Below are 16,396 nucleotides of genomic sequence, written 5' to 3'. Positions count from 1 at the left end.
CGGCCCTGTACGCCCCGCCTCAGTAGACTTTGCGCTCAAACTTACTCAGCGTTTGCTGGTGTTTCAGCGTGGAGGTGCTCATGTTTCTGGTTCATAAGAAGGGTTTCGTTCCCGGCAAGAGAATGGTCGATGGTCTGGTGCCTTATGACTTCTTCTGCGAAGACAATCCGAGCCTTAACCTGTTTGTCTTCACCGGTTCCGCCACCCCGGGCAAAGTGGTCGAGGAACAGACACTCTGGGGGTTTACCCGTCTTGAGCGTTTTGAAGCACTGAGCGGCACCCTGGTGTCGAACAAAAAGCAGGAAGGCTGGTTCCAGAAGGTCAATGTACTCACCGGCCCCGCCCAGAACGGCACGCAAGGCGTGAAGTTCCAGCGGGTGCTGAAAATCATCAAGCACAGCGATGCATCGAGCCGGGTCGCCAGCAAGGCCGACTACGAGATCCAGACAGACGAAGGCGACACCTACTTCACCCGTCGGCCTGCTGCGGGGGGCAGTGCGCAAACCATTATCTACTCAGCGGATCAATAGGCTCGACTTATCCGGGGGCGTAGTTTTTAGGGTGTATATCCGTTGCTGCGGTAACGGCCGCTTATGGTTCCGCTTTTACAGCGGCTCACTTTTGAAAAGCGCAAAAGTAAGCAAAACGCTTTTGCCCCACCACTTGGTGCCTCGCCTAGGCTCGGCATGCCCTCACTCCGGCATTGCTCCGTGGGCCGCCGCGAAGGGCCATCCATGGCCCAGCGCGGCTATCCCGGCATCCATGCCGGGATGCCCACTCCACAATGCCTGCGTTCGGCCAGCGTGGTTTAACGGGGCGTCGAGATCAAAGTCCAAAGCAAGAGCAAGAGCAAGAGCAAGAGCAAGAGCAAGAGCAAGAGCAAGAGCGGGACATATGCCAACATTTATTTAGCTGAACCACCGCTATCGCGAGCAGGCTCGCTCCCACAGGAGAAACGCGGTCCCACCAAAAACAGGTCGGCTGTTAGGCCGCCTCGCGGTGGACGTTGATCTCGGGCGCCCCGTTAACCACGCTGGCCGAACGCAGGCATTGCGCAGTGGGCACCTCGGCATGGATGCCGAGGTAGCCGCGCTGGGCCATGGATGGCCCTTCGCGGCGGCCCACGGAGCAATGCCGGAGAGAGGGCACACCGAGCCTAAGCGAGGTGCCGAGTGGTGGGGCAGGAGCGTTTTGCTTACTTTTGCGCTCTTCAAAAGTGAGCCGCCGTCAGGGCGGAACCCTAAGCAGCCGTTACCGCAAAAAACGGATATGTACCCATCCTCCCGTTCACCAAGACGCCCCCCAAGACGCACCGCTTCAAACGTCAGCAAGCTGAAACCGATAACCCACCCCATACAACGACTCGATAGGATTCTCCGCCGGGCAAGCCTGCTCAAGCTTGCGCCGCAGATTACGGATATGGCTGTCAACCGTACGATCGGTAACCACCCGATGATCGGAATAGATCCGGTCGAGCAATTGATCCCGGGAAAACACCCGCCCCGGGGACTGCGCCAATGTACTGAGCAGGCGCAGTTCCAAGGGCGTCAGGTCCAGGGCGACGCCATCGAGTGACGCCTGGTAACGGTCTTCGTCAATCAGCAGGCGTGCTGGCGCGGTGACGAGCAGTTGCGGGCTACGCCGCAGGATCGCCTTGACCCTGGCCACCACTTCACGCGGGCTGAAGGGTTTGCAAATGTAGTCGTCGGCCCCCAGGTCCAGCCCGAGCAGGCGATCGACTTCCTCCACGCGGGCAGTGATCATGATGATCGGCACGGCGCTGAAGCTGCGCAACTCCTGGCACACTTGCAGGCCGTCGCGCCCCGGCAGCATCAGGTCGAGCAGGATCAACCGCGGCTCGCTGGCCCGTACCGCCGGCACCACTTGAAGGCCATTGTCCAGGCATTGGGTCGCGTAGCCAGCGGCGATCAGGTAGTCGCGCATCAATGCGGCCAGTTTGGGTTCGTCTTCGACAATAAGGATTGGGCTGTCAGTGGCCATGTTCAGGTGTTCCGTGGCAGGCGCAGGGTCAGCCAAAGGCCGCCCAAAGGCGAGTGATCGGCGCTGAGGCTGCCGCCATGGGCCAGGGCGATGCTGTGACAGATGGCCAGTCCCAGGCCGGCGCCGCCACTGGCGCGATTGCGTGAGGTTTCGCCGCGGTAAAAACGCTCGAACAGTCGCGGCAATTGATCCGCATCGACCCCGGGGCCGGAGTCGAGAAAATCGATGCGCACGACGTCGTCCTCGCTGGCGGCACGAATGCGCAGCACGCCACCCTCGTCGGTATAACGCACGGCATTTTCCAACAGGTTGCTGAATAGCTGCTGCAAGCGTTTGGGGTCGGCCTCCAACCGTAGCGGCGTTGTCGGCAGCTCCAGCTCCAAACGCAGATGCCGGGCATTGCAACGCTCCTGGAACATCGCCACGCAACCGTCCAGCAAGTCGTTGAGATCGCATTCGCTCTTGCGGTAGGTCAGCGCGCCGACATCGGCCAGGGACAGTTCGTAGAGATCATCCACCAGTTTGCTGAGCATGCTGACTTCGCCTTGCAGCGATTTCATCGAGGACGGGTCGAGGGTGCGTACGCCGTCTTCGATGGCTTCCAGCTCGCCGCGCAACACCGACAACGGGGTGCGCAGTTCGTGGGACACATCGGCCATGAATTCCCGGCGCATTTTTTCGTTGCGTTCCAGGGTATACGCCAGCTGGTTGAAGTCTCGGGCCAACTGACCGACTTCGTCATTGGAGGCCACCGACACGCGGTTGCTGTATTCCCCGGCGGCCAAGCGGTGCGTGGCGGCGGCCACCCGCTTGACCGGGTCAAGCAGGGTACGGGCGATCCACCAGGCAATCAGCATCGCCAACAGCAACGAGAGCACGCCCACGGCCAGGCTGGTGCGCACCAAATACTGACGAAAGCGTTCACCGCCAGCTTCAGTCACGTTCTGGAACGGCGTCACCGCCAGCCAGCCGACAGTTTTGCCGGCGACCTCGATCGGGCGCATCAGGGCGTCGTCGCCAATGGCCGAATAGCCCATGACCAATTGTTTTTGTTGGTCGAGCAGGGCAATGCGAAACACCGCCCCGGTCAGGTCGGACATCGGCATGGGGGGCCGTCCTGGGTGGGTGGTGTTTTCCGCCGGCTCCGGGCGCAGCAGTTCGAACCAGCGATCCGGCTGGTTGCGCAGGAATTCCCAGTCACCTTCGCGCTGGTAGGCGTTGGCCAGGCGGGGGAGCACCGGCTTCATGCGCAACAGTGCCTGTTCGTTGAGGTAGTCGAGAAAGCCGTTGCCAAAGCTCCAGCCGTTGGCCGCCCCCATGCTCAGGATGACAAACAGGACGCTGGCCATGACGGCAATAAACAGCTTGGTGGAGATGCTCAGTTTCATGGGCTCGGGCAGTTCGATGAATGGCCTGACCATTTAGGCCCTGGAGCGATGAAGATTCAAGGGCGGCGGGCAATCTTCAATTTTCCTGCACATTTGCCTCGCAGTATGGCGCCTGGCTTGAACCATCCGTCTTGCAGAGGCATTTATGTCGACCAAATTATTCGCCAAATCCCTGGTGACCGCCGCCTTCCTGGTGTGCTTGATCGTTTTGTTCATGTTGGGCGGTTGCTCCGGCGAATCGGCACCCACACCCGAACCGCCCAAGGTCTCGGTGATCACCGTGCAGCCGCAAAGCCAGGCGCTGACCACTGAGCTGGCCGGACGCACCCAGGCGTTCATGGTCGCCGAGATACGCCCGCAGGTCGGCGGTATCGTCCAGCAGCGCCTGTTTGTCGAAGGGGCCGAGGTCAAGGCCGGACAGGCGCTGTATCAACTGGATGCTTCCTCTTACAAGGCCGCATTGGCTGAGGCCCAGGCGAATCTCGCCAAGGCACGCGCCACCTTGAAGTCGGCCCAGGCCACGGCCAAGCGTGACGCCCAGTTGGTAAAGATCGATGCTATCAGCCAGCAGGACAACGAGGATGCCCAGGCCAGCCTGCTGACCGCCGAAGCGGAGGTGCAAGTGGCCCAGGCCGATGTCGACACCGCACGCATCAACCTGGCGTATACCCGCATCAGTTCCCCCGTCAGTGGGCGCATCGAAACCTCGACGGTCACGCCCGGCGCGCTGGTGGTGGCCAACCAGGACAGCGCACTGACCACCGTGCAGCAGTTGGACCCGATGTATGTAGACGTCACCCAGTCGACCACCGAACTGTTGCGGCTCAAGCGCGACCTGGCCAGCGGTGTGCTGCAGAGCAATGGCGAAGGTGAAGCGCGGATCAGCCTCAAGCTCGATGACGGCAGCACCTATACCCATGAAGGTCGCTTGAAGTTCAGTGGGGTCAGCGTCAATGAGAGCACGGGCACGGTGACCCTGCGGGCGCAAATCGCCAACCCGGACCGACTGTTGCTGCCGGGCATGTACGTGCGAGCGGTGCTGGAGCAGGCGCGGGATGACAAGGCCATCCTGATTCCACAGAAGGCGGTGACCCGCAGTGCCAGTGGTGCGACTTCGGCGCTGGTGGTGGTCAATGGCAAGGTCGAGCAGCGCATGCTGACCATCGACCGCGCCGTGGATAACCAGTGGTGGGTCACCGCGGGGCTGAACGCGGGAGACCAGGTGATTGTCGAGGGCGGGCAGAAGGTCCGGGTCGGTGAAACCGTCGTGGCACAGAATACCGGTACCCGCAGCCGTACGCAGAAAGCGACGCCTGTTGCCATTGCGCAGGAGGGTTGAACATGGCGCGCTTCTTTATCGACCGACCGATTTTCGCCTGGGTCATCGCCATCGTCATCATGCTCGCTGGCGCCTTGTCCATCAGCCAGTTGCCCCTGGAACAGTACCCGGACATCGCGCCGCCGACGGTGCGTATTTCCGCAACCTACACCGGCGCCTCGGCCAAGACCGTGGAAGACTCGGTGACCCAGGTCATCGAACAGCAGATGAAGGGCCTGGATAACCTGACCTACATGTCGGCCTCCAGCAGCTCTGATGGCAGCGCCAGCATCAGCCTGACCTTCACCGCCGGCACCAACCCGGACGTGGCCCAGATGCAGGTGCAGAACAAGTTGCAACAGGCCGAGTCGAGGCTGCCGCAGTCGGTGCAAAGCGAGGGCCTGACCGTGACCAAGGGCGGCTCGGACTTCCTGATGATTGCCGCCCTGGCCTCCGACAATCCGAGCGTCACCGGCACCCAGATCGGCGATTACATTTCCAGCACCTTGCTCGATTCCATCAGCCGCATCGACGGTGTCGGCGATGTGCAGACATTGGGCTCCGGCTATGCCATGCGCATCTGGCTGGACCCGGCCCTGCTGGAAAAATACGCGCTGATGCCTTCGGATGTCAGCACGGCCCTGGAGGCGCAGAACACCGAGGTTTCTGCCGGTCAACTCGGCGCCATGCCGGCGGTGAAAGGTCAGCAGTTGAACGCCACCATCAGCGCCCGCAGCAAGCTGCAGACCGTCGAGGAGTTTCGCAATGTGGTGGTCAAGTCCACCAGCGACGGAGCGGTGGTGCTGCTTGGGGATGTGGCGCGGGTTGAATTGGGCAGTGAAAGCTACGACGTCAGTTCTGCCCTCAACGGCAAACCAGCTGCCGCCATGGGCGTCCAGCTCGCCGCCGGGGCCAACGCCCTGAACGTCGGTGAGGCGGTGAAGGCCAAGCTCAAGGAGCTGGAGCCGTTCTATCCAGCGGAGATGCAACTCAAGAACGTGATTGCCTACGACACCACGCCCTTTGTCAGCCTGTCCATCGAAGAAGTGGTCAAGTCACTGGGCGAGGCGATTGTCCTGGTGGTGCTGATCATGTTCCTTTTCCTGCAGAACCTGCGGGCCACGTTGATCCCCGCGATCACGGTGCCGGTGGTGCTGCTGGGGACATTCGGTGTGCTGGCGCTGTTCGGTTATTCGATCAACACCCTGACCATGTTCGCCATGGTCCTGGCCATCGGCCTGTTGGTGGACGACGCGATTGTGGTGGTGGAGAACGTCGAGCGGGTGATGGGCGAGCAGGGGCTGTCGGCCCTGGACGCCACGCGCCAGTCGATGGATGAAATCACCAGCGCCCTGGTCGGCATCGCCCTGGTGCTCAGTGCGGTGTTCATTCCCATGGCTTTTTTTGGCGGCTCCACAGGCGTTATCTACCGGCAGTTTTCGGTCACCATCGTCTCGGCCATGGTGCTCTCGGTACTCGTCGCCATGACGCTGACGCCGGCCTTGTGCGCGACCCTGCTCAAGCCGTCCGATGGTCAGGGCCATGGCGCTCAACGCGGATTTTTCGGCTGGTTCAACCGCACGTTCGAGCGTGCTGCCGAGGCCTATAAACGCCAGGTGGGGGGCATTTTACAGCGCGGGCGCGTCGGCTGGCTGGTGTATGGGCTGCTGGTGCTGGTGATGGCCGCCGGTTATTTCAGCTTGCCGACTTCGTTCCTGCCTGACGAAGATCAGGGCATTCTCATGGCCCAGGTGCAGTTGCCCGTCGGGGCCACGGACAGCCGCACGCAAGCGGTGGTCAAGCAGTTCGAAAGCTACCTGCTGGAACAGCCGGAAGTCGAAGCGCTGATCAGCATTTCCGGCTTGGGCATGAACGGCAACAGCCAGAACAGCGCCCGTGCATTTATCCGCCTCAAGGACTGGAGCGAGCGCACGGGGGCGGGGCAGGATGCGGCGTCCTTCGCCCAGCGCGCGACCATGGCGCTGTCGAGCATCGGCGATGCCAATGTGTTCGTCATGCAACCGCCGGCCGTGCGCGGCCTGGGACAGACGTCCGGCTTCGACCTGCAACTCAAGGACCTTGCTGGCCTGGGGCATGACACGCTGGTGGCGGCGCGGGAAAAACTCATCGAGCTGGCCAACCAGGATCCTCGCTTGCTCGGGGTACGCAGCAATGGCCTGAACGACGCACCGCAGCTCAAGGTCAGCATCGATGATCGCAAGGCCGGGGCCTTGAGCCTGAGCACCAGTGACATCAACACCACGCTGTCCACGGCGTTGGGCGGCACTTACGTCAATGACTTCCTCAACCAGGGGCGCGTGAAGAAGGTCTACGTCCAGGGCGAGGCTATGGCGCGGATGCAGGCGGCTGACCTGGAGCACTGGTTCGTGCGCAACAGCAACGATGAGATGGTGCCGTTTTCCTCGTTCGCCAGCAGTTCCTGGAGCTACGGCTCGCCGTTGCTGGAACGCTACAACGGCAACGCCTCGCTGGAGGTGGTTGGCGATCCGGCGCCCGGCGTCAGCTCCGGGGACGCCATGGATGCGGTGGAAGCGCTGGTCAAGCAATTGCCGGAAGGCATCGGCTACGAGTGGACCGGGCAATCCTATCAGTTGCGTCTTTCCGGTTCGCAGGCGCCGTTGCTGTACGGGATTTCGGTGCTGTTCGTGTTCCTCTGCCTCGCTGCGCTCTATGAAAGTTGGTCGGTGCCTTTCTCGGTGATGCTGGTGGTGCCGCTGGGGGTGGTGGGCGCGGTGCTGGCCACGCGTGTCAGTGGCTTGAGCAATGACGTGTACTTTCAGGTCGGGCTGTTGACCACCGTGGGATTGGCCGCCAAGAACGCCATTCTGATCGTCGAGTTCGCCAAGCACCTGCAAGAGCAGGGCAACAGCTTGCGCGAGGCGACGCTGATCGCCGTGCGCCAACGCTTGCGGCCGATTCTCATGACATCCCTGGCCTTCATGTTCGGCGTATTGCCCCTGGCCCTGAGTAGCGGTGCCGGTTCCGCCGGACGCCAGGCCATTGGTACCGGTGTGCTGGGTGGCATGTTGTCCGCCACGGTGCTGGGGATCTTCTTCGTTCCTTTGTTTTTCGTGCAGATTCGCCGGCGTTTCGGCCGCGTTTCCACGGCTTCGACCTCTGTTCCATCCGCCCAGTCAGGTGACGCATGATCAAGTTCCGCTGGCCATTGCTGGCCATCCTCACGCTGCTCGGTGGCTGCATGAATCTGGCGCCGCAGTATGAACGCCCTGAGGCGCCAGTCTCCGAGCAATGGCTGCCGGTCGCCAGCACGCCCAAGGGCGAGGTGAGTGCCGACATCGAGTGGCAAAACTTTTTCACCGACAGCCGCCTGGCGCGCTTGCAGTCCCTGGCGCTGAGCAACAACCGCGACCTGCGCCTGGCGGTCCTGAACGTTGAAAAGGCCCAGGCGCAATACCGCATCCAGCGCGCCGAGTCCTTGCCTTCGATCGATGCCAGTGTCAGTGGCACTCACAGTCGCACGCCCGGTTCGTTGTCCAACACGGGCTCGGTGGCCACCACCCATGACTACAGTGCGCAACTGGGTTTGAGCAGTTATGAAGTGGATCTGTTTGGACGGGTACAGAACCTTCAGGACGAAGCCCTGGAAGACTATCTGTCCCTGACCGAAACCCGACGCAGCACGCAGATCAGCCTGGTGGCCGAAGTGGCCACCGCCTGGCTGACCCTGGCGGCCGACAACGAGCGCCTGCACCTGGCCCAGGAGACCTTGCGCAGCCAGCAGGCGACCTACGAACTGACCCAACGCAGCCACGCCCTGGGCGGCTCCTCCGGTCTGTCCGTGGCCCAGGCGCAAACCACCGTGGAGTCGGCGCGGGTCGATGCGGCGGCGTATGAAAGCCATTTCCTGCAGGATCGCAACGCCTTGCGCCTGCTGGTGGGCAGCGACATTCCCGAAGAGTTGTTGCCGGGCGCGTACCTGGAATCAGCCGCGGCGCTGGTGCAGGTGCCGGCAGAGCTGCCTTCCAGCCTGTTGCAACGACGCCCCGATGTGCTGGCCGCCGAGCACACGCTCAAGTCGGCCAATATCGACATCGGCGCCGCCCGTGCGGCGTTCTTTCCCAGCATCAGCCTGACGGCCAATGCCGGTTCCTCAAGCTCGGCCTTGTCCGGCCTGTTCAAGTCCGGCAGCGGCGCCTGGACGTTTGCCCCGAGTATCAGCCTGCCGATCTTCGATGCCGGCAGTAACCGCGCGACGCTGGACTCGGCCAAGACCGAGCGCGAGATCCAGGTGCAGACCTACCAGCAAACACTGCAGAGCGCCTTCAAGGAAGTGGCCGATGCCCTGGCCGAGCGCAGCACGCTGGATCGCCGTATCGAGGCCCAACAGGCGTTGACCGACGCCAGCCGCAAGAGCTTCGAACTCTCCGACGCGTTATACCGTGGCGGTTCGCAAAGCTATCTCGAAGCCCTCGACGCCCAGCGTTCCCTGTACAGCGCGCAACAGGACCTGATCACCCTGCGCCTGACCGAGCAGAGCAACCGCGTGACGTTGTACAAGGTGATGGGCGGCGGCTGGAATTAAGTAACCCGCCCCTGTGGGAGCAAAGCTTGCTCGCGATAGCGTCAGCACATCCAACATCACGGCAGACTGACCCACCGCCATCGCGAGCAAGCTTTGCTCCCACAGAAGATTTGTGGTGAGCGCCGAATCCATGAACACTCAGCTCCCACAGGGGATATGGTGAACCCAGATGAATTGGAACCAGGCTCAAGCCGCCGTCGATTTCTCTCGGCTGTCGCTCGCGGTGTCACGAAATAGCCGCGGCGACATGCCGAACGTCGATTTGAAATGCCGGCTGAAGTGGGAACTGCTGCCATAGCCCCAGGCGTAGGCGATCTCGGTGAGCGAGCGGTGGGCATGTTCCCGGTTGCGCAGGTCTTCGGCGCAACGTGACAGGCGCCGCTGCCAGATGTATTCGCTGACACTGCACCCCAGTTCGTCCTGGAAGGCGCGGTGCAGGCTGCGGACCGAGCACTGTTCGGCGTTGGCGATGCGTTCGATGGTCAGGTCGCGGTCGGCCAGGTGGCGCTCGATGTAAGCCTTGAGGCGGTTCTGCTTGAAGAAGCGGAAGTCGTGTTCGAGTTGCTTTTCTTCCTGTTTGTTCTTCAGCGCGTTATCCAGCAGCCCGGTGATGCTGTCACCGATCAGCCCGGCCGAATGGTTGTTCAGCAAGGGATATTGATTGTAGGCATCGCTGATCAGGTGCATGAGCATCCGCCCCAGTCCATTGCGACCGTTCAGGTGCATGTCGCAGGTTTGCGCGAGCTGCCCGGATGCCCCCTGGAACAGCAGGATGAAATGTTCGCAACCTTGCGTGCTGGTCACGTTGAAAGGTTTGCCGCAGTCGACCAGGAGCATTTCGTCAGGGGCCAGCACGCTGCTTTGCTGGCCCTGCTCGAAGTGACTGACACCAGCCACCTGCATGATCAACATGCGCGGCGTGTCGAGGGCGTCGATCGCTTTGCTCAGGTGGCGCGAATATCGATGGGCGCTGGCGGTCATTCGACAGAAACGTAACTGGCCCAGGTCCCCGTACTCCAGCCGACCCTGGAAGTTGCTGTCATGCAATGGGTCAATGAACGTCGACTCCAGCCGTTTTATATAGTCCGGCGTACGCCCCAGGTGATCGCTCATGAACTCTTTCCATTTCATCAGGCGGTCGGAGCGAACAACCTGATCGGTGGACACGCAGGCTAAATGGTTCATTTTTCGCCTCTGTTTATTATTGTTTTCTGACGGATCGGGCAAAGGGGTTGATTTGCCCGATCCGGGTCTGATCAAGGGGGCCAAAGACTCAGAACGGGTAGTGATGGCCTCCGGGCTGCCAGGTGACCCAATGGGCACGGGTAAACTCATCCAGGGCATAGTGACCGTTGAAGCGACCGAGGCCGGAGTTCTTTTCACCACCGAACGGGGCATTGGGTTGGTCATCGACGGTGATGTCGTTGATATGAGTCATGCCCGCCACAATGCCACGGGCGAAGTTCAAGCCACGGGCCATGTCCCGGGTGAACACGGCGCTGGACAGGCCATACTCGCTGGCGTTCGCCAACGCCAATGCATGGGTTTCGTTTTCTGCGACCAGCAGCGGCAGCAGGGGGCCGAACGTTTCATCGCGGGCCAGTTCCTGATCGGCTCCCACTTCACCGAACACATGGGCAGGCAGCACCAGCCCGGATGCCGGGCCGCCGCAAAGCTGCTTGAGGCCAGCACTCCGGGCGCCGTCGAGCTTACGCAGCAGGCCATCGAGCTGGCTCTGATTGACCACTGGCCCGATCACCGTGTCGGCCTTGGTCGGATCACCCGTCCTGAGGTTGCGCACGCGCTCCACCACCAGCGACGCGAAATCGGCATACAACGAGCGGTCTACGATCACCCGGTTGACGCTCATGCAGATCTGGCCCTGGTGCAGGAAGCGCCCGACCACCGCAGCGTGCGCCGCAACTTCAATGTCGGCGTCATCCAGCACCACCAGCGGCGCGTTGCCGCCCAGTTCCAGGGCCACGCGCTTGATGTGTTTGCCACCAGTGGCAATACGGCCGACATTGCGTCCCACATCCGTCGAACCGGTGAAGGAAATCAGGCTCGGCACCGGGTGCTCGACGAAGGCATCGCCGATTTCCGAGCCTGCGCCGACCACGACGTTGAGCGAACCCTCGGGGAAGCCGGCCTCTTCGAACAGGTGGGCAATCAGCAGGCCGCCGGTCACCGCTGTGTCGCTGGCAGGCTTGAGCACGATCGTGTTGCCCAGGGCGAGTGCCGGCACCACCGAGCGCATGCTCAGGTACAGCGGGAAATTCCATGGGCTGATCACCCCCACTACACCTAAGGGTTCACGGAAGACAAAGCTCTGTTCGCCGGGCTTGTAGCTGGTCAGGATCCGACCTTCGACCTGCATCGGCATCGTCGTGCATTCGCGCACCAGGTTCAGCGTGAATTGCCATTCCATGCTCGCCTTGATCCGGGTGCTGCCGGACTCGTGGATCAGCCAGTCGATGATTTCTTCACGGCGGTTCTGGATGACCTGGGCGAGTTTTTCAAGTTGTGCGCCGCGCTGGGTGGGGTGCAGTTGTGCCCACGCTGCCTGCGCCTGCTGCGCTGCCTGATAGGCGTCGTCGAGATCGGCAATCGAGGCCAGGGGCATCTCCAGCAGCTGTTCGCCGTTGAAGGGGTTGCGGTCGTCCAGGCGGCGTGCGGAGCGCCCTGCACGCCAGGTGCCGTTGATGTATTGGTTGCCGTTGATGGCGTAGGGCGCGAGCGGTTGAGTCGTCATGGTCTTTTACCTTTGGAGGCAGGTGGTCGCCTCGTTTAGAAATTAAGGGTGCAAACGCCGATGGGAAAACTGCTCAGCTCCTGATCCAGGCGCGGCCCCAGGAATTGAGTGTGTATTCCTCCTGTGCCCAGACACCGGGCTGGCGGCTGGCATCGGTGACTTCCAGCTCGGCCGAGAACTCCAGGCGATTGCGATCGGCATCGACCACCATGAAGAACAGGTTGTTGCCCGGCCCATGTCGGCCGGGTCCGAAGAAAATGGTGATGCGCTCCTTGGCGAAGCGATCACCCCAGTCGCGGATGTCATTCCATTCGTTGGTTTCGTAACAGTGGTGGTCCCACTCGTTTTTCGAACCTCGGAAAAATGCCAAGGTGTGGTGCTCGTCGTCCGAGCGCAGGAAGCACGTCATCAGTTGGCCGGTCTGCTCATCCACGACATTGTCCGAAACAGTGAAACCCACCGTGTTGACGTAGAAATCGATCATGGCTTCCAGCTCCGTGGTCTGGAACACCACGTGCTGCAAGCGGCCGGGCATGCCTTGGCCAGAGGCTTGGAGAGCGGGGTGAGCGACGCCAAATATCGTTTGCCGGCCCTGGGGATCACGAATCAGGAAAGCCCCCGTTTCGAGCAGCGGCGAGTCGACCTCTTCGATGACGCAGCCGTTGCCGAGCAGGCGAACCCGCAGTGCTTGCAGTCGAGGCTGACTGCCCAGGTCGAACGCCGCCGCGAGCAGGCCGCTGTGGTCGGCGGGAGACACGAGCATGGCGCGTTGCGGGCCGCTGAGCATCCAGCTGCCATCGGCTTGCGCCTGGCTGTCCATGTCCAGCATCCGTCGATAGAAATCGATTTGCCGTTGCGCGTCCTTGCTCGCCAGGTGCAGGTAGCACAGGCGTGCAGGTGTGGAAGTCTGGAGTGTTTGCATAACCACCTCTGTGCGTGAAGGTTTAACGAAAGACGGGCGCGATGCTCGGCTCGATTGCGCTGCTGTGGGTCACGGCGATGCCGAACAGCGACTGCAACGATTCGGCGGCCCGGGTTTCGGTAGCCTTGTCGAAAATCGCGGCGATATAGCGATCCGGGCGCAGCAGCAGGAACGGGTGCGAGTCGCCCAACAGGGATTTGAGCTGGCCTTCACGGTCCTGGAGCACCGTGCAGCCCGGGATCGATGGCATGGCCTGGACAGACGCGGGCAGGATCAGGATGCGTCTGGCTTCAAGGTGGCTCCAGAGGCCATGCTTGAGTTCATCGATACGCTGGCGGGTCGGGTCACCGTATTGAATCAAGGCGAAACCGGCGCCGATGGCGTCATCGAGCAGGCGTTCCTGGCCGTGGGCGTCAGTGAGCATCGGTTGCGGGAACATCTGTCCACAGGACAACGTGCCTGCTTGCCCCTCGGTCAGCACCAGGCCCCGGGTGAAGCGGGGTTTGGGCTTGAAGCGCATTTGCAGGAAATAATCGCGCAACGGCGGCAACAGGCCGATCAAGGCGAATGCGCCACTGATCAGGCGAGCGCGCAGGACGGTGGCCGGTGCCATGACCACGCCGAGGTTCAAGGCCAACTTGATCAATGCCCACGCATGATCACGACGCTCGCTTTCGTAGGACAGCAGTGCGCTTTCCGCCATTTTTCCCTTCAGTACGCCGACCAGCTTCCAGCCCAGGTTATGGGCATCGCGAACGCCGCTGTTCATGCCTTGCCCGGCATAGGGCGGGGTCAGGTGCGCGGCGTCGCCGGCGAGAAACACCCGCTGCACCTGCCACCGCTCGGCGACCCGGGCGTGGAAGGTGTAGACCGTCTTGCGCACGATGGAAACCGGCGCGTCTCCCTTGAACGGGCGCAGCAATGCTTGCAGGCAGGTTTCGTCGAGCACCTGTTCGTCCGTTTCATCGGGCTTGAGCAGGAACTCGAATCGGCGCGTACGGTGGGGGCCGGGCACTTCCACTACCGGACGCCGGGCGTCGCAATACACGCGGGTCTGCCAGAAGGGGTCGTCGTCCTGGTCGGTATCGACCACCAGCCAGCGCGAGGAGAAGCTCGAACCGACCATCTCGATCCCGAGCTGCTTGCGCACTGGGCTACGGCCGCCGTCGCAGGCCACCAGGTAAGCCGCGTGGACCTCCATCAGTTGCCCTTCGGCGTCACGCACCAGCGCGCACACGCCGTGTGGGGCCTGGGTGAACTCCACCAATTCGTGGCTGAACCGCGCCGTCAGGCTGGCAAAACGTTCGAGGCCTAGCCTGAGGGTGTTTTCAAACAGTGGTTGGCGAAAGGCGTTGCGCTTGGGGAAGCCATACAGTTTGCCGGTCGGCTCGACCTTGCCAAAGCAGCGACCGCCGGGCCGGGTGAAGTAATGCACGCCGTAGCCGGGCACGACATCACGCAGCACGGCGGCATCGAGCCCGATGGCCTGCATGGTGCGCAAGGATTCGTCATCGATTGAAACCGCCCGTGGTTCGGTCACGGTGCCCGGCTTGCGATCGATGATCAGCGTGTCTACATCGGCTTGGCCGAGCAGGTTGGCCAGGGTCAGCCCGGTAGGACCGGCACCGATGACCAGGACCTGGGTGTTGATGCGTTTGAGGGTTGTCATTGTTATTCCCTTGCGGATGGCTCAGCCCAGTGGCTTGGCACGGTTGGCGAGCGCAGCCATGCGTTGCGACAGATCCTGCGCCAGGGCAAGGATCTGCTGCCCTTGTGTCTCTTCCTGGGCACTGTCGCGTTCTCGCTCCGGGCGCACGCAACTGATGCTGCCGACGACCTTGCCATCGCCGTCGAAGATCGGCGCGGCCAGGCCATAGACGCCCGCGTCGACTTCACCTGCGCTGGCCACATAGCCTTGGCGACGCAGTTGCTGCAGCGAGCGACGAAACGTCTCCCACGTCTGGCCAAGTTGACTGGCGCGCACTTCCTCGGGGTGGTCGAGAAACAGTTGGTTGTGTTGGCGCGAGGTCATGTTGGCGAGGATCGCCTTGGACGTCGCCCCCAGGAACAAAGGCCTGGGCGAGCCACGGGAGTAGCTGACCTCACTGAACAGGTCCCCGTGTTGGTGAATGCACACGACCTGGTCCTTGAACAGCCGGCAGATCAGCCACACCTGATGTTCGCTCCACTGCGGGAAGCTGGGCTCAAGCGATTGTGCGGCGCGTACGAGGGGGTCGCTCAGGCGCAGCTGGCGGTCCCAGGTAATGATTCGCGCGCCCAGGGCATAACGCCCGGCTTCGACTTGGAACAACAGGTTGGCCTCGGCCAATTCGCGCACGTAGCGGTAGACCGTCGAACGGGTAAAACCCAAGGCGCCGCCCATGTCGTCCACCGCCCAGATCGGGCTCTGTTCGGTGAACAGGTCGAGTACCCGCAGCATGCGCTCCAGGCTCGAGCCTTTGCTGTCGCCATCCTGCTCGGGCAGGGCGTCAGGGGTGTGTAGGTTTTCCATGCTTATTGCTCGTCCACGATGCTGTTGCGCAGGGTGCCGATTCGAGCGATCTCGATCTCAACTTCGTCGCCTGGTTTCATCCACACCGGTGGCTCGCGGAACGCGCCGACGCCGCCAGTGGTGCCGGTGACAATCACGTCACCGGGGGCCAGTTCGGTGAAGGTGGAGCAGTACTCGATCAGCTGGCGCACATCGAAAATCATGTCGCTGGTGCGGGTGTGCTGCATCACTTCGCCATTCAGGCGGGTGGTCAACTCCAGGTCCTGCGGGTCGCCGATCTCGTCGCCGGTCACCAGCCAGGGGCCGAAACCGCCGGTGTTCGGGAAGTTCTTGCCGGGGACGAACTGAATGGTGTGCTTCTGCCAGTCGCGGACACTGCCGTCGTTGTAGCAGGCATAACCGGCGACGTAGTCCAGCGCGTCGGCGTGTTTGACGTGGCGGGCCGCTTTACCGATCACCACCGCCAGCTCGCCCTCGAAATCAAGCTTGTGGGACGCCGTTGGGCGAACGATGGGTTGCAGGTGGGCGGTCTGGCTGTCGGCGAAGCGGGTGAAGATCATCGGATAGGTCGGCATTTCCCGACCGGTTTCGCGCACGTGGGTGGCGTAGTTGATGCCGATGCACAGCACTTTGCCCGGGTTCGGAATCACCGGCAGGAACGTCACCTCAGCCAAGGGGATACGCGGCAGGCTTGCCAGACGCGCAGCGCTCATTTCGTTCAGGCGGTTGTGGCCGATGGCCTGTTTGAGATCGCTGCCAAGGGTTGGCTTGAGCGATTCCAGGTCGATGATTTGATCACCTTCGACCACACCGTAGCTGCTACGGCCTTGGACAATAAAGCTTGCGAGTTTCATGGAGGCTCCTGGGAAGAGGGAGGGTGCAATGAGGGTTAATCTAGTCTTGCTATAAAATCCTGTAAAGTAGGATTTATACAAAAAT

Annotated in this window: 13 protein-coding genes; 4 read left to right on the top strand and 9 right to left on the bottom strand. The window is 62.0% G+C overall.

The features are described 5' to 3' along the window. The first annotated feature begins 80 nt into the window (after positions 1-80). A complete protein-coding gene (locus HU749_RS19425; protein WP_046064905.1) occupies positions 81-530 on the top strand; it encodes a hypothetical protein in 450 nt (149 codons plus the stop codon). A 454-nt stretch (positions 531-984) separates the two neighbouring features. Here HU749_RS19425 and HU749_RS19420 read toward each other — a convergent pair whose 3' ends face one another. The 3 genes from HU749_RS19420 to baeS form a co-directional block, all read right to left on the bottom strand. Next, positions 985-1,149, bottom strand: coding sequence for a hypothetical protein (locus tag HU749_RS19420; protein WP_153387482.1), 165 nt, complete (start codon positions 1,147-1,149; stop codon positions 985-987). 168 nt (positions 1,150-1,317) lie between these two features. Then, positions 1,318-2,001 (bottom strand): response regulator, encoded by a 684-nt coding sequence (locus HU749_RS19415; protein ID WP_046064907.1) that lies wholly within the window; start codon positions 1,999-2,001, stop codon positions 1,318-1,320. A 2-nt stretch (positions 2,002-2,003) separates the two neighbouring features. After that, complete coding sequence (gene baeS, locus HU749_RS19410; protein ID WP_046064908.1) at positions 2,004-3,422, bottom strand: sensor histidine kinase efflux regulator BaeS; 1,419 nt, start codon at positions 3,420-3,422, stop codon at positions 2,004-2,006. 112 nt (positions 3,423-3,534) lie between these two features. On the opposite strand from baeS, the gene HU749_RS19405 reads away from it, so the two are divergent. The 3 genes from HU749_RS19405 to HU749_RS19395 are packed head-to-tail and all read left to right on the top strand — an operon-like array spanning position 3,535 to position 9,271. Next, positions 3,535-4,728, top strand: a complete 1,194-nt coding sequence (locus tag HU749_RS19405; protein WP_186649746.1) for an efflux RND transporter periplasmic adaptor subunit — start codon at positions 3,535-3,537, stop codon at positions 4,726-4,728. A 2-nt stretch (positions 4,729-4,730) separates the two neighbouring features. Then, positions 4,731-7,877, top strand: a complete 3,147-nt coding sequence (locus HU749_RS19400) for an efflux RND transporter permease subunit (RefSeq protein ID WP_186649749.1) — start codon at positions 4,731-4,733, stop codon at positions 7,875-7,877. Beyond that, on the top strand, positions 7,874-9,271 hold the full coding sequence (locus HU749_RS19395) for an efflux transporter outer membrane subunit (protein WP_186649752.1): 1,398 nt from the start codon (positions 7,874-7,876) through the stop codon (positions 9,269-9,271). Before HU749_RS19400 ends, HU749_RS19395 begins: the two co-directional genes overlap by 4 nt. 186 nt (positions 9,272-9,457) lie before the next feature. Here the strand turns inward: HU749_RS19395 and HU749_RS19390 are convergent, their stop codons facing one another. From HU749_RS19390 to HU749_RS19365, 6 genes are all read right to left on the bottom strand, one after another. Next, positions 9,458-10,456 (bottom strand): helix-turn-helix domain-containing protein, encoded by a 999-nt coding sequence (locus tag HU749_RS19390; protein ID WP_079302308.1) that lies wholly within the window; start codon positions 10,454-10,456, stop codon positions 9,458-9,460. Positions 10,457-10,544: 88 nt separating this feature from the next. After that, complete coding sequence (locus HU749_RS19385; RefSeq protein ID WP_186649754.1) at positions 10,545-12,023, bottom strand: aldehyde dehydrogenase family protein; 1,479 nt, start codon at positions 12,021-12,023, stop codon at positions 10,545-10,547. Between the two features lie 73 nt (positions 12,024-12,096). Then, a complete protein-coding gene (locus tag HU749_RS19380) occupies positions 12,097-12,945 on the bottom strand; it encodes a VOC family protein (protein ID WP_013693747.1) in 849 nt (282 codons plus the stop codon). A gap of 22 nt (positions 12,946-12,967) precedes the next feature. Then, complete coding sequence (locus tag HU749_RS19375; RefSeq protein WP_186649756.1) at positions 12,968-14,614, bottom strand: bifunctional 3-(3-hydroxy-phenyl)propionate/3-hydroxycinnamic acid hydroxylase; 1,647 nt, start codon at positions 14,612-14,614, stop codon at positions 12,968-12,970. A gap of 21 nt (positions 14,615-14,635) precedes the next feature. Further along, positions 14,636-15,457: an IclR family transcriptional regulator gene (locus HU749_RS19370; protein ID WP_186649758.1), complete on the bottom strand. Its 822-nt coding sequence runs from the start codon at positions 15,455-15,457 to the stop codon at positions 14,636-14,638. A gap of 2 nt (positions 15,458-15,459) precedes the next feature. Next, entirely contained in the window at positions 15,460-16,311 is an 852-nt protein-coding gene (locus HU749_RS19365) for a fumarylacetoacetate hydrolase family protein (RefSeq protein ID WP_079302304.1), read from the bottom strand. Between the last annotated feature and the right edge of the window lie 85 nt (positions 16,312-16,396).

The organism is Pseudomonas ogarae, from assembly GCF_014268695.2.
Lineage (GTDB): Bacteria > Pseudomonadota > Gammaproteobacteria > Pseudomonadales > Pseudomonadaceae > Aquipseudomonas > Aquipseudomonas kilonensis.
The sequence above is the reverse complement of the archived record's forward strand: the minus strand, read 5'-3'. Positions and strand labels throughout refer to the sequence as shown.